Consider the following 14,269-nt stretch of genomic DNA (forward strand, 5'->3'; position numbering starts at 1 on the left):
AATCACTTGAAATTATTGGGCTTTGTTTTTAAATCATTCATTTTCGTTAAAAATAATTCACGATAGGTATTCCCAATAGAAAGCTGATTTGAGTTTATTTCCAAATAATCATTTCCGAAAGCATTTATTTTATTAATAGCCACAATATAAGAACGATGAATTCTTATAAAGCGATTTTTTGGGAGTCTTACAATAATATCGGTTAACTGATCATATGTGGTTACAATTTTTTCCGATGTATGAATCTTGACATAATTTCCTAATCCTTCAATGAATAAAATATCTTCAAAAAACACTTGAACGTTCTTTTTACCAGACTTGAAATATGTATACCGTTGTTCTCCAACTTTATAATCAGTTAAACTATCTTTCACTTTGTTAATGCCGGCTACAAAACGCTCAAAAGAAATTGGTTTGAGTAAATAGTCAATTACATTGAGTTCAAAACCATCTAAAGCGAACTCTCTATAGGCAGTAGTGATAATTACCCTGGGCTGATTGTTCAAACTTCTTAAAAAATCTAAACCCGATAATTTTGGCATTTCAATATCCAAAAAAATAAGGTCAATCACCTCGTTTTTTAAAATAGGTAGTGCATCCATGGCATTTTGACATTCACCAACTAAATGCAAAAAATCTAAGTCATCTAGATACCTTTTAATAACGTTACGTGCTGGCTGTTCGTCGTCTATAATCAAACAATTAATTTTCATTAGTAGTGCAATTTAACTTAAGAGAAACTATATAATTTCTCTTTGTATCAACTATATTTAGGTCATAGTTATCGTTATAAATTAAGTCTAACCGTCTTCTTATATTTTTAAGCCCAATCCCTTGAGCTGCTTCACTCAAATTAGCTGTATCAGCTTTTGTGTTTTTTATATCGAAAATCAAAGAACTGTCAGTAGTCTTTAATAAAATTTCAATTTCAGCAATGCCAGTTTCATTCTTAAGGCTATGCTTAAAGGCATTTTCAACAAAAGTAATTAATAACATAGGAGGTATTTCTAAAAGATCATTTTCAATTTTCATAGACGAATTTACAGTAACTCTATTTAAAAATCGATCTTGCTGTAATTCTATAAAATTCTTAATTAAATCTATTTCTTTATGAATTGGAATTGTTTCATTATTGGTTTCGTACAGGGAAAAACTTAGAAACTCAGACAACTTAAGAAGTAACCTTGGAACTTTTGTTGATTTTTCGAGAGATAGACTATAGATAGTATTCAAAGTATTAAATAAAAAATGAGGGTTTACCTGAGACTTTAAGTACTTCAATTCTGTTTCTTTTTTTTCAAGTTTCAGTAGGTTAGTCGTTCTTTGTTTATCCAACCAATCAAGATAGAGTTGCCAAAATGATGTAAATCCAATCAAAATTGTAAATACCAATAAAATTTGAACTAATGTAAATGGTTGAAAATACTCTTTCTGCATATACATAAATTCTGGAAATGCAATTGGAAACGCTACTTTCATTGAGTAATATCTAAAAGTAAAAGTTAACATTAACAATGTCAAAAAAATACTGAAAAAGTATTTAGAAGCATTTCTATGTTTAAAAAATTTAGGTATTAAGAAGAACCAATTAAAATAAACCAATAATATTTTAAGTGGTAAGGCCATAAGCTCAAATACTAAAACTTGATATAATGAAACACCATACCCTCCTTCCGAAACCGAAGATGCCAGTAAATATAGAAGCCAAAATAAGAGATGATGTTTTAGATTTATTTTTTGATGCATACAGTAAAAATACTTTTTAATAGCTCAGATTTTATGGTATATTTTAATTATTATTTTAATTAACCTAAAAATTATGTTAAAATAATGATTAAGAATAGTTTTATAAGCTTTTGCATAAATGTCTTTGACATGCGAATAAAATTTTGATAAGGTAAAGGATATCTAATTACTTTCGAAAAAGTGATATACAAACAGTTTTTTGTTGGATAGGTATTTTGTTTTTCTGGTATTAGCCATTTTTTTTCTTTTAACTTCTTGCGCTGATCGAGAAGTAGATGCTATCTATGAGGCGTACAGAGAAGAAAATTGTAATACTGTTTTACCAGTAGATGAAGATGTTTTACAAAGAAATTCTAGTAATCCATTATTCTGGTATTATAAGGGGCTATGTAACTTGCAATTAGCAAATTTTAGTGAAGCACAAATAGATTTGGCCAAAGCCGAAAAATATGACTTCTCACCAAAGATGTTTTTATATTTCTGTTTGTCTGTCTCGGAATATAACCTTAAGAATAAAGACAAAGCATTTAATTATTTAGAAAAAGCTCTTGAAAATGGCCTTCCATATTCATTTTTGGAACATAAGTTATTATTTGATTTTTCCAATGACCAGCGGTTTAATAAGCTAAAAGAAAAATATGAACCAAGATTTAATTTATGGTCATCACTTTTATTCATACTGGCAATGCAGATTTTTGTATTAGGAATCTTCCTAATTACGAAAAGATCAACGTTAAAAGAAAGGAATGGTTATCTCGGTGGTATGTTAATTGTTTTTGGTCTATTAGTGCTATCATATTCTTTAACTTTTAGCGGATACAATTTCTATTTTAAATATTTAAATTATAATTATCATCATCCACTAATTTATTTGATTGGCCCACTTTTCTTCTTTTATTCTAAAAGTGTATTTACATCTTTTAAGTTTTCTAAAGGCTACCTTAAGCACTTAGTGCCTTTTTTGATTATGACGGTTGTAGTAGTCCTTTTTGAAACTGCTAAACTTAGCTATCCAACTTACCTCCTTTTCACTCACCCAATATTTAAAATTTTGCACTTGATAATATATGGGATACTCTCATTCGGCTTATTAAAGCAGTACAGTTCCCTTTATAAAGTTAATATTGTTAGATGGTTTAAAAAGGTAATAACTTTATATGCGTTTTATATCGTTTCCATAACAATTAAAAACGCGCTTCAGTATTACTTTGCATATAGCTTTTGGACTGAGATTTTAGTAATAATTTCAATGGTTTTACTATTATTAATGGTTGCTTTTATGGGATATATACAGCCCCAGATATTTCATGGTGAATCGTTTTTGAAAGCTGTAAAAGCCATAAAATATAGCAATACAGGTTTATCTAAAAAACTTTCTGAAGACTTGAAAAATAAATTACTCGAAAAATTTCAAATGGAAAAACCGTATTTAGACAGCAATTTAACATTAGATAATTTATCAGAAGAAATGAATATATCGAGGCATCATCTGTCTCAGGTAATTAATGAAAACTTAAACAGCAACTTTTACGAATTTATTAACACTTATAGAGTGAACTATGCAATTGATCAATTAACCAAAAAATATGATGAACCCATTATTGATATTTTGTATAATTCAGGTTTTAACAATAAAGCGACATTCCATAAAACATTCAAAAAAATAACAGGTACTACTCCACTTAAATATCGTGAAAAAAGCAAAAGTAATAAGTAAGCAATTATCGGAATTTAAGTAAACCACTATCTAGTTATACCACCCCTATTACTTCTTTAGGTTCTTTTGTGTAAAAGAATGCTGGACAACAAGAGCCTTAGAGCTATTTTCCTTAATAAAAAAGCAAAAATTCCACTAAACTTTGTTTTCATAGGGACGATTATTTGAATTAATTTTTTCTAAAGCTTTTTTGTTCAGCTTTTCTTTTGACAATTTATTAACTCAAATAACTAATTTATGAAATGTAAGATTTACAATTTATGTTTCTTTTTTGTCTTGTTTGGTAGTTTACTATTACACGCGCAAGAAAGAACTATTACTGGTACTGTAACGGATGATACTGGACCACTTCCGGGTGTTAGTATTGTTATTAAAGGAACCACTTCAGGTACCGAAACAGATTTTGATGGTAAGTATTCAATAAATGCTAAGCAAGGGGATGTACTCGTTTTTAGCTTTGTTGGTATGGCTTCTCAAGAGCGAACTGTTGGTACAGCCAATGTCATAAATGTTGTGCTTGTAGCGGATAATGTATTAGACGAGGTTGTCGTAGTTGGCTATGGACAACAGTCAGAACGTAAAATTATTCAAAATGTAGCTATTGTAAAAGAAGATGCCATTGAAGATATACAAGCCCTATCACCACAAGACCTATTACAAGGACAAGCTTCTGGTGTGCAAATTGTTGGTTCTTCTGGGGTTTTAGGTTCGGCATCAGTTATTAGAGTAAGAGGTGTTAATTCATTAACGGGAGGCGCTAATCCACTAATTGTAGTTGATGGTGTTCCAATTGATGATCAAAATCAATCACTTAATAATGGTGGAAACACGGGATTAAACCCCCTTTCCTATTTAAATACTGAAGACATTGCCACTTTTACAGTACTAAAAGATGCCGCAGCTACTTCATTATATGGAACGAGAGGCTCTAATGGTGTAATACTAATCACTACAAAAAAGGGTAAGCTAGGCCAAAAAACTAAAGTTACATTAGGGTTTAGTACTTCAATAAATGAAGCTACATATCTCGAAGATATGATGAATTTAGAGGAATTTGCTTCATTCAATTCAGCCTTTGAGAATGCTAATGGAGGGAATACTACTCCTGCAGACTTTGGAGCTGGGAATGAAGGTTTTGATTGGCTAAATAACGTGGTAAGAAAAGGAGTTTCAACAACTCAGGATATAGGTATTTCTGGAGGGTCAGAGACCTCTACATTCTATTTTGGAGTAAATCATTCAGATACTGAAGGATTTATAATAGGTAATAACCTAGAAAAAACAGGAGCAAGGGTTAATTTAACTACAAATGCAAACAATTGGTTAAGAGCTGGAATGAATGTTGCAGTTTCTGTTTCTAAAAATGATAGAATCAGTACTCAAAATAGTACCTTTTCACCAATAACCGTTGGGTTTTTACAGACACCGGATGTGTTGCCCTTTGATGATGATGGAAATTTTGTAAATACTGGATTTATTGCCAACGTGTTGGCAATTGAAGCTCTAGATAGGCACAACTTAAATACTACAAAAATAACGGGCAATGCTTTTGCTGAAGTTAATTTGTTTGAAGGATTAAAAGCTAAAATAGATTATGGTGTCGACCGTACACAAATTGAAGAAACACAAAGAAGTTTAGAAGTAAATTCTCCTGGAGGGTTTGCGGACAATCGAGTAGTTTTTATTAATAGAAACTTGATTACAGCAACACTAAATTATAATAAAGTGTTTGGAGATCATAATCTAGGATTTTTTGCAGGAACATCTTATGAAGAAACAAGAACACATGTGACCAGAGTACAGGGTACAGGCTTTCTATCCGATCAATTGTTAAATATTACGAGTGCTTCCACATTTCCATTAACGTTTAGCGGTAGAACCCAAAACAGATTGTATGGTCAAATATTTTCTAGAGTGAATTATGACTATCAGGGTAAATATTTATTGGAAGGGTCATTCAGAAGAGATGGCTCTAGTCGTTTTGGTACCGAAAATAAGTTTGGTAATTTCTGGGCTGTGGCTGGAGGATGGATTATTTCCGATGAAGCGTTTATGGAGAACGGGTTCTTTGACTACTTAAGCTTAAGAGCCAGTTATGGTATAACTGGTAATGACCGGGTCAGTACAACTACGGATTTTCCTTCTTTGGGTTTATTTCTAGGTAATAATTATAATGGTATTTCAGGTTTGATTCCTACTTCAGCTCAAAATAATGATTTACGATGGGAAGAAACAGCCACTTTAGACATTGGGTTCAAATCTGCTTTTTTAAACAATAGAATTCAATTCAATGTAAATTATTATGAAAAGCAAACCGATAATTTGTTAATTAATGTACCCTTGCCGAGACAAACTGGTATTGGGCCAGTTCTTTTAAATCCTACGCTGGCAAGGAATGCTGGTGAAATCGAAAACAAAGGTTTCGAGTTTGATTTAACGACCACAAATTTTAAAAGCGAAAATTTTGAATGGACTACTAAAATTAATTTATCTACTGTTGAAAGTAAGGTTTTATCATTGCCAGGAGCTAATACAGATAATCAAGGAAGGCAATTTATTTCGGGATCAACTGTACAAAGAGCCGTCGTTGGTGAATCGGCTAATAGTTTTTATCTGGTTCGTTATGTAGGTGTAAACCCTCAAACTGGTGAAGCAGAGTGGCTAGATGCAGACGGTGATGTTACTAATTCCCCTACAGATGCAGATAGAAAAATTGTTGGTGATGCACAACCAGATTTTTATGGTGGTATCACGAACACCTTCAAATACAAAGATTTTGACCTCAATATATTTATGAATTATTCTTACGGTAATGATATATACATAAGTGGTATTCGCTTCACCGATGCTTTTATTGGTTTTGGAATGAGCACACGTTTATTGGATTATTGGCAACAACCAGGTGATCAGGCATACTTTCCAAGATTAGATGGTTCTACTAGACCAATATTTAGAACGAGATCAACTAACCAATTAAAGGATGGGTCTTATTTAAGGTTAAAAAATATCACTTTAGGTTATAATTTACCCAAAAGGTTTTTGGAGAAAATTAAGTTTATAGATGGGATAAGAATCTATGCAACCGGAACCAATTTAGCAACCATTAAAAGTAAAGATTTAGGAGAGAGAGATCCAGAAGTAACGAGCAATATAAACCCGCTACAGTTGGGTGAAAGTTTCTTTGTAGAGCCACAGTCTAAATCCTATTTATTTGGTGCCAGAATCACATTTTAATAATTCAAAATTAATTGTAAAAACATGAAAAAATTTAATAATATAATTTATTCAATAATGGCTTTGTTAATAATATTAACAACGTCATGTGAAGATAAATTGGATATCGCTCCAGAGGATAGTTTAACCTCAGATGTTGTTTTATCTAATGCGGCTCTTGCCGAGGGTGTTCTTATTGGGGCTTATTCAAGAATGCGAGATGTTGATGCATTTAACGGCAACCCTCAATTAACTGAGGAATGGATGAGCGATAATATTGACTTTGTTGGATCTTTTCCTTCTTTTCAAGCTATTAGAGATTATGTAACTTTGGCCGGAAACGTTTCAATTTCAGGATTTTGGAGAAGTCATTTTAGACCCATTGCTTCGGCTAACTTCCTAATCAATAAATTGCCTGTTACCGATATTTCTGATATTTCTGATTCTGAAAGGTCAAGAATAATAGCTGAGGCTAAATTTATTAGAGCACTTTCAAATTTTAATCTTGTTAATTTATTTGCACAACCTTTTCAAGTATCGGGTGGTTCTAATTTAGGGATTCCGTTAGTTACTGAATTCTTTGAGGGTGATGTTGCACCTTTTCAATTGGAGCGCAGTACGGTAAATGAAGTACATGCATTCATAGAACAAGATTTACTAGCTGCAATTCCCGATTTATTAGAAACAACAAGTAGAGGTAGAGCTAGTAAGGGCGCAGCTATAGCTTTACTGGCAAGATTATATTTATATAGGGAGCAATTTGCACAGGCTGCAGATTTCGCCAATCAAGTTATTCAATCTTCACAATATCAATTGGCTAGTGATTATAGTTTCTATAATCAAGACGATTCACCTGAGCAGATATTTCAAATCATAAATACTACAGTAGATAGTCAGAATAGTAATGAAGGATTTTCTGGTCTTTCTACCCCAGCGCCTATTGGCAGAGGAGATGCTACTTTCTCTCAAAATTTATTAGATGCCTATGCTTCTGAACCAGGAGACTTGCGTTTCAGTAGTTTAAGTACAACCGGAACCGATGCAGTAGGTGGAACATCTACATTTAGCACTAAATTCCCTGAAGCTATTAATGGTTCTGATAACGGTCCAGTTTTAAGGGTAACAGAAATGTATACCATTAGGGCAGAGGCAAATTTTAGAGTTGGTTCTACAGTTGGAGATACTCCATTAAATGATATTAATGCGTTGAGAAATAGAGCAGGTTTATCAAATTTAGGATCTATAACGTTAGATCAGATTTTAAATGAAAAAAGAAAGGAACTGTGTTTTGAAGGACAAAGAAGAATGGATTTATTACGAAATGAAATGGCTTTGAGAAGACTGGGTCAAGCAAACACAGCAGAATCAGCTTTTGGTGCAAATAAAACAATTTTACCAATCCCAACTACCGAGACAGATTTAAATCCTAATATAACACAAAACCCAGGTTATTAATAATTGATGGAGGGTCATTTTTACAATGATCCTCTTTTTTTAAAAATAAAGCAATTAAGAAAAATTCTAATGAGAGAAAAAATCTTTTTATTCCTTTTAATGTTACTCCTTTTCGTTCACGAATTACAAGCTCAATCAACAGGAACAGGAGACGAAGATGTCAAGATTTTTGTTGATGGAGGTATAGATGGCAGTGGAGATATAACTTTTGTGACTGCAAGAGAACCTATTCCAATAACAATCGGTGATGAATACCTTTTTACTGAATGGGTTGAGGCTAGTCTGATGTCAAAAGCTGGTAAGAAATTTAAAATACTAGGGCTTAATTATAATATAAAAAATGATGTGTTTCAGGTAAAAATTTCTGAAGACTCATTATTTACTCTAACCCCTAATTTCATAGATTTTGTAAAAATAAAAGAAAGTATATATAGATATTACTCAATTGATAATTTTGAGAATCAAGTTTTTGAAGAATTATTTATTGGGAAAAAAATAGAATTGTTAAAGAAATTCAATGTTCGATTAGTTTCGGGTAATCTTAATGTTCTAAACGGAGAAGTAGAACCAAACAAATATATCAAACAAAGTGAATACTATTTAAAAAGCGAAAACCAATGGGTTGACTTTAAATTAAAAAAGAAAGAAGTAATATCTTTTTTTAAAGACAAGAACCTGATAAAAGAGTTGAATTCTTATGTTAAAAAAAATAAACTTTCATATAAAACTGAAGCGGATGTGGTCGAAATCTTTAAGTATTATGATTCCATATTATAGTTCTAATATTAGAAGGAACACAAGACTTACATTCATTTTTTTAACTATTGTTTTTTTTCTTTCCCTGTCTAGTTGTGGAAATGATAGTTTTGAAAATCAAGATACTTTAAGTAAACTATATAGGACGTATAAGAATGGAAGTATAACTGAGTGCAATTATAATGGAGAGTTGTTATATAGTGCGGAGTTTAATGCATATGATGCTGGGCCGAGAATTTATGACAAAGACGGTACTAAAATAGGTGTTTGTAATTATGGATTTGGACAAATTGATCCAATTTGCAGTGAGTTTGGAGATTTCAAGACAATTTACCGAGTTGCTAATAATATTTGGGGGCTACCAACTGTTGATAAATATAATCTTAGTAAATAAAAAACTTAATTATAAGGATTTGATTTAAAAGGCTGAAATTCTTGCTCTCATATAAAAATAATAACTCGCTTAAACAAAAAAAGGAATATAACCAGATTTATTAACCATAATAATTCGTAATAAAAATTAGACTTATGGAAATTCGAATGAGCAATCCTATTTTGATAACTTTTTTAGCCTATTGTATACTTTCTTGTTCAGAAGATACAAACTCAAATAGTTCTGAACAACAGAACCAACTAATTGGTGTTTGGATGGTCACACAGGTACAAGCGAACCACCCTAGTTTAGGAGAAGAAACTGCAAATAATGTTCAAGGCACATTGGAGTTTAGAGAAAATGGTACCGGTAAAGAAAATTATACCTTCGAGGTAGTTGGCCTTACCTTCAGTAGAAAAGAAAGCTTTAATTGGGTAAGTACTAATACAAGCATTATTACAGATGCTGGTACCGAAGCACAACTGACTTGGCAGAGAATTGAAAATACATCTACGAAACAGGTTGCCTCATATACGGATGCTGATAATATTAAGTTTACTTTAACATTTGAAAAATAACAAATTTCTTTTGCTTCAATTATGCTTAGGGCTAGTTACTTAAGTCACTTCTTTTTTTATTAAGCGAACTATAGTTTAGATTGCATTGAATAGTTAGTCTCTACTCTTATACTTATAGACATAATTGTAAATAGAGATCACATAAAGTTTATTGCGATTTGTATAAAAATATCATAAGCTACAAGGGTTATGTTGATATTTAATAAATCTATATAAACTTTTATTTTATGATAAGATCAAGCTATTTATTGTTATTAATACTGTTACTACTTCCTTACCAAGCAATTGCGCAAAAAAGAATAAGTATTAATAAAACGTCAGAAAAGATTAAGATAGATGGCATTTTAGATGAAACTGCTTGGAAGAAGTCAAATAAAGCAACAGATTTTTTAAATCAATGGCCAAAAGATGAAGGTCCTGCACAATTACAAACGGAAGTATATTTGACGTTTGACGAAAACTTCCTTTATGTCGGTATAAAGTGCTTTGATATGTCTAACGATCATATTATCCAAACTCTTAAGAGAGATAAAGATGATGAACATTTTGGAAGTGACGGTATCGCTCTAGTGCTTGATCCATTTAATCAAAAAACAAATGGTTTCTTTTTCGGGGTAAATGCTGGGGGTGCTCAATTTGAAGGATTGATTAGTGTTAGTGGAAATGAATCTTTCATAAATGAGAATTGGGATAATAAGTGGTTTTCAGAAATTACATATGGTGACAAGGTATGGTATGTTGAAATGGCCATACCGTTTAGAACACTTCGATATGATTCGAAAAATTCTATTTGGGGGTTAAACTTTGTCCGTAATGATATGAAGAACAACTATTTTACGTCATGGAATAGGGTACCTGTAAATTTTAACACAATCAATTTAGGTTATACAGGTGAAATGCTATGGTTAGAAAATCCACCCAAAGTAAAAAAGGGCAAATTCAATGTTCAGCCATATGTTTTGGGCTCGATAAATAAAGATTTTGAAAACAACCAAAAGGCTGAATATGAGTTTGATGCCGGAGGAGAGGCCAAAATTGCCCTTGGACCAGCACTTAATCTTGATTTAACAATTAATCCAGATTTTTCTACTGTTGATGTTGATCAACAGCAAATAAATTTGACAAGATTTCCTTTATTTTTTCCGGAAAGAAGAGGTTTTTTTCTAGAAAACAGCGATTTATTCAACTCCTTTGGTCTTAGTTCTATAAATCCGTTTTTTTCAAGACGCATAGGATTGAATGTGCCTATTAATTTTGGAGCTAGGCTATCAGGAAATATTAATGAAAAACTCAGAGTAGGAGTAATGGATATTCAAACAGGAAAGCAAGATGGGATAAACCCTCAAAACTACTTTGTTTCATCTCTATCGCACAGAATTGGAAGTCGTTCAACGTTAGATGCTATGTTCGTAAATCGGCAAACAACTTCGTCTAAAGAGAACCCACAAGAGAATAACTATAACCGGGTATTTGCCCTAGAATATAACTTTGTAGATAAAAAGGGCAAATGGAGTGCGAATGCAGGAGTACATAAATCTTTCAACCCCGGTGATTTAGATGAAGAAATGTATTTCGCGGGTACTTTAAGATATCAGACTAAAAATGTTTTCACACGAATATCTGGGCATAGGGTTGGGGAAAACTACTTAGCGGATGTTGGTTTTGTGCCAAGATTAGAAAATTTTGATGCAGGGAATAATTCGATTGTGAGAAAAGGTTATTATCGACTTAATTATCTATTGGTCTATGATTTTTTTCCTAAAAAGGAATCGTCTATTATAAATCTTCATGGCCCAAGGGTCTCAACTACAGCTATATTGAATACAGATGGTTCTTTAAACGCATCTTTTGCTGGGCTATTCTATTTTGTGAATTTTAAAAATCAGAGTGCTATGGAGGTCAAAGTAACTCAGGATAAAGATAATTTACCCTTTGATTCATTTATAGTTGGAAGCATTCCTTTTCCAAAAGCTGACTATACCTACAGCAGATATGGATTTTGGTATAGGTTTAACCCTAGAAAGAAATTCTATGGTAGAATTGGTGCAACACATGGAGAATTCTATGATGGTAAAAGGACTTTTTTCGAAGCCGAAGCAAATTATAGAATTCAACCATGGGGTAATTTTAGCTTAAATTATCGGTATAACGACATAAATCTTCCTGAGAGTTTAGAGAGTGAGGACTTTCATTTAGCCGGACTTACGTCAGAGATTTCATTTTCTAATAAAATGTTTTGGACAACATTTGTACAGTACAATACACAGAATGATAATATAAATATCAATAGTAGGTTTCAGTGGCGTTATGCACCTATGTCAGATCTTTTTATAGTCTATTCGGATAATTACTATCCTGAAAATTTGCAAATTAAAAATAGGGGATTAGTAGTTAAATTAACGTACTGGTTTTGATTCAATGTATATTTTGAAAATTGCAAAAAACGTTTCGCAAATCATTATTTGAAAATAAAACAAATTCATGTAATGTTTATCCAGTGAACTGCTCTATTTAAGGTTTGATTTAAAAAATATGATAGCTTGAATTTAAATAGTGCGTTTAACTTCAGATAGCTCCATTATCGCGGCAAAAGGCCTTGGGTCATAGAAAATTCTACTTGATAATATTTTACCATTTTTAAAAGTCATGTATTCTGCTGTTGGTATATTACCTATAGGCGGCTTACACTTAAATAGATAAATAAACATTGCCTCATTGTCAGTAGATGCAGATGATTTTATATCAATCCCCAACAAAATTGATTCCATTTTTTTGAATGTATTAATTGCATCCTCTGCGGAAAAGAATTCATCTAATGATCCCTTAAAATGAAAATTAGTTGCTAATAATTCTATAGCTCCTTCCCAATTTTTATCTGAGAAATGCTTTAAGTATAATGTTCCGATTTTATGGTTATTAGCTTTCATAATATTTTATGTTGACATATATTTATGGACATACTCAATTACGTTCATGAAATTATTTGAAGTATCAGAATAATCTAATCGATATTCTTCTTCACATGAGTTTTTAATTTGTTTACTATGTTTAAATCATATTTTCAATTATATAGCTTTTAAAAAATTCCATAACCTTTTAGCTATCTCATCCGACATTTGTTTATCATATATTCCAAATTCTGGCACTCCGTCTGTAAATCCCATAATGAACCAATCTAAAGACAAATAAGGCACCTTTTTTGTACTAATAGTACCTGTTCTAGAAGCACCGCCAATTAATTATATCATAAATTCTCGGTAAGTATTAAAATAATTACTTTTTATCTAATTGATATCCTAATTGCTCAAATAGTTTTGGTGACTGTTTTAAATAACGATTCCTACTGGTTTCCTTTAACCATGCCTTTACTATTAAATCATTATTGTATAAACGGGCGTCCTTCCAATCTTCAATGCCATCGATTGTTAATCTTTGCCAATCTTCATTTATAAAAGCAATTGCTTTGATATTCTTGTTATAACAAAATGAGAAGAAATCTACAAACCACTCATCCCATACTTTTGTATCCTTTTTTGAAATTCCTAAAACAGGATTTGCTTCTGCAATCATTACTGGTTTTTTATGGTTTTTAGCAAAATTTAAAACATCGTTAGTTTCTCTATGATTAAAAATATCTTCATAAGGTTGAAAAAAGACAGAAATGGCTACCCAATCAACATAGTCATCTCCTGGATACCAATCTGTAACAGGATAATTTTTATAGGGTTTAGATGCATAGGAATGCCAAATGTAAGCCACATTAGTCACACCTTCTTCCCTCATTATGTCTACAATATATTTGTAGGCCTTGACATAATCTGTTGGTTCTAAGATATTATGAGGCCCATCGAACTCATAACCAATTCTAAGGTAAACAGGCCTCTCTACCGTTTTTACCCAGTCACAATATTTTTTTATTACGTTATCATACAAACCATTGTATGTTTTTTTTGCAACATCCCATCTGCCCACCATCCACATTGCACTATGCAACGCCATGCCATCATAACGGTCCACTAAAAATTGATGATTTTGAGTACTACCCGTAATGTTCGTAAAATCTTCTGTAACACCTGTAAACTGGGTTACGGCCCAATACGCTGACCAAGCTCCAGGATATTCCTTGTATTGAAAATAATCGCGATACTCATTGATACCTTCTTTAGTTTGCCCTTGAATTAATAATGTTGTTCCATCTGGAGGAACAAATTTTGTTCTATCGTACTCATAAACAAACTGACTGTCAACTTTGGGTTTTATCAAAGAGACCATTTCATCAATAATTAGATTTTGTTTTTCAGATTTATCTTCTTTTAAACTTGCACATGAAGTAATACCGAATGATATAAGTATTATTAGAATATCTCGTCGTTTAACGATGTTATTTGAATTGAACATATTTTAATATTGTTTAGGGTATAACTATAAAAA

Annotated in this window: 11 protein-coding genes; 7 read left to right on the forward strand and 4 right to left on the reverse strand. The window is 31.9% G+C overall.

Annotated features, from left to right (window positions below):
* Positions 1-2 precede the first annotated feature (2 nt).
* Positions 3-713 (reverse strand): LytR/AlgR family response regulator transcription factor, encoded by a 711-nt coding sequence (locus AC1EU5_RS13685; protein ID WP_480192970.1) that lies wholly within the window; start codon positions 711-713, stop codon positions 3-5.
* Positions 703-1,479, reverse strand: a complete 777-nt coding sequence (locus AC1EU5_RS13690; protein WP_480192971.1) for a sensor histidine kinase — start codon at positions 1,477-1,479, stop codon at positions 703-705. Before AC1EU5_RS13690 ends, AC1EU5_RS13685 begins: the two co-directional genes overlap by 11 nt.
* 661 nt (positions 1,480-2,140) lie before the next feature.
* Between AC1EU5_RS13690 and AC1EU5_RS13695 the strand changes: the two genes are divergently transcribed.
* The 7 genes from AC1EU5_RS13695 (at position 2,141) to AC1EU5_RS13725 (ending at position 12,252) form a co-directional block, all read left to right on the forward strand.
* A complete protein-coding gene (locus AC1EU5_RS13695; protein ID WP_480192972.1) occupies positions 2,141-3,463 on the forward strand; it encodes a helix-turn-helix domain-containing protein in 1,323 nt (440 codons plus the stop codon).
* 237 nt (positions 3,464-3,700) lie between these two features.
* A complete protein-coding gene (locus tag AC1EU5_RS13700) occupies positions 3,701-6,697 on the forward strand; it encodes a SusC/RagA family TonB-linked outer membrane protein (protein WP_480192973.1) in 2,997 nt (998 codons plus the stop codon).
* Between the two features lie 24 nt (positions 6,698-6,721).
* Positions 6,722-8,131 carry a RagB/SusD family nutrient uptake outer membrane protein gene (locus AC1EU5_RS13705; protein ID WP_480192974.1) on the forward strand — a complete coding sequence of 470 codons (1,410 nt, stop codon included), beginning with the start codon at positions 6,722-6,724 and terminating at the stop codon, positions 8,129-8,131.
* Between the two features lie 69 nt (positions 8,132-8,200).
* Positions 8,201-8,908, forward strand: a complete 708-nt coding sequence (locus AC1EU5_RS13710; RefSeq protein WP_480192975.1) for a hypothetical protein — start codon at positions 8,201-8,203, stop codon at positions 8,906-8,908.
* The gene (locus AC1EU5_RS13715; RefSeq protein WP_480192976.1) at positions 8,892-9,281 is read left to right on the forward strand and encodes a hypothetical protein; all 390 of its coding nucleotides are present in this window, start codon (positions 8,892-8,894) and stop codon (positions 9,279-9,281) included. Before AC1EU5_RS13710 ends, AC1EU5_RS13715 begins: the two co-directional genes overlap by 17 nt.
* A 134-nt stretch (positions 9,282-9,415) precedes the next feature.
* Positions 9,416-9,838, forward strand: a complete 423-nt coding sequence (locus tag AC1EU5_RS13720; RefSeq protein ID WP_480192977.1) for a lipocalin family protein — start codon at positions 9,416-9,418, stop codon at positions 9,836-9,838.
* Positions 9,839-10,065: 227 nt separating this feature from the next.
* A complete protein-coding gene (locus AC1EU5_RS13725; protein ID WP_480192978.1) occupies positions 10,066-12,252 on the forward strand; it encodes a DUF5916 domain-containing protein in 2,187 nt (728 codons plus the stop codon).
* Between the two features lie 132 nt (positions 12,253-12,384).
* On the opposite strand, the gene AC1EU5_RS13730 is transcribed toward AC1EU5_RS13725, so the two are convergent.
* Together AC1EU5_RS13730 and AC1EU5_RS13735 are read right to left on the reverse strand one after the other, a co-directional pair.
* Entirely contained in the window at positions 12,385-12,765 is a 381-nt protein-coding gene (locus AC1EU5_RS13730) for a nuclear transport factor 2-like protein (RefSeq protein WP_480192979.1), read from the reverse strand.
* Positions 12,766-13,111: 346 nt separating this feature from the next.
* A complete protein-coding gene (locus AC1EU5_RS13735; protein ID WP_480192980.1) occupies positions 13,112-14,236 on the reverse strand; it encodes a glycoside hydrolase family 26 protein in 1,125 nt (374 codons plus the stop codon).
* Between the last annotated feature and the right edge of the window lie 33 nt (positions 14,237-14,269).

The organism is Maritimimonas sp. 2405UD52-3, from assembly GCF_056591715.1.

Coding starts and splice junctions, on each gene's coding strand:
- AC1EU5_RS13685 (WP_480192970.1), bottom strand. CDS start 713: ATGAAAATTAATTGTTTGATTATAGACGACGAACAGCCAGCACGTAAC.
- AC1EU5_RS13690 (WP_480192971.1), bottom strand. CDS start 1,479: ATGAAAGTAGCGTTTCCAATTGCATTTCCAGAATTTATGTATATGCAG.
- AC1EU5_RS13700 (WP_480192973.1), top strand. CDS start 3,701: ATGAAATGTAAGATTTACAATTTATGTTTCTTTTTTGTCTTGTTTGGT.
- AC1EU5_RS13705 (WP_480192974.1), top strand. CDS start 6,722: ATGAAAAAATTTAATAATATAATTTATTCAATAATGGCTTTGTTAATA.
- AC1EU5_RS13710 (WP_480192975.1), top strand. CDS start 8,201: ATGAGAGAAAAAATCTTTTTATTCCTTTTAATGTTACTCCTTTTCGTT.
- AC1EU5_RS13715 (WP_480192976.1), top strand. CDS start 8,892: ATGATTCCATATTATAGTTCTAATATTAGAAGGAACACAAGACTTACA.
- AC1EU5_RS13720 (WP_480192977.1), top strand. CDS start 9,416: ATGGAAATTCGAATGAGCAATCCTATTTTGATAACTTTTTTAGCCTAT.
- AC1EU5_RS13725 (WP_480192978.1), top strand. CDS start 10,066: ATGATAAGATCAAGCTATTTATTGTTATTAATACTGTTACTACTTCCT.
- AC1EU5_RS13730 (WP_480192979.1), bottom strand. CDS start 12,765: ATGAAAGCTAATAACCATAAAATCGGAACATTATACTTAAAGCATTTC.
- AC1EU5_RS13735 (WP_480192980.1), bottom strand. CDS start 14,236: ATGTTCAATTCAAATAACATCGTTAAACGACGAGATATTCTAATAATA.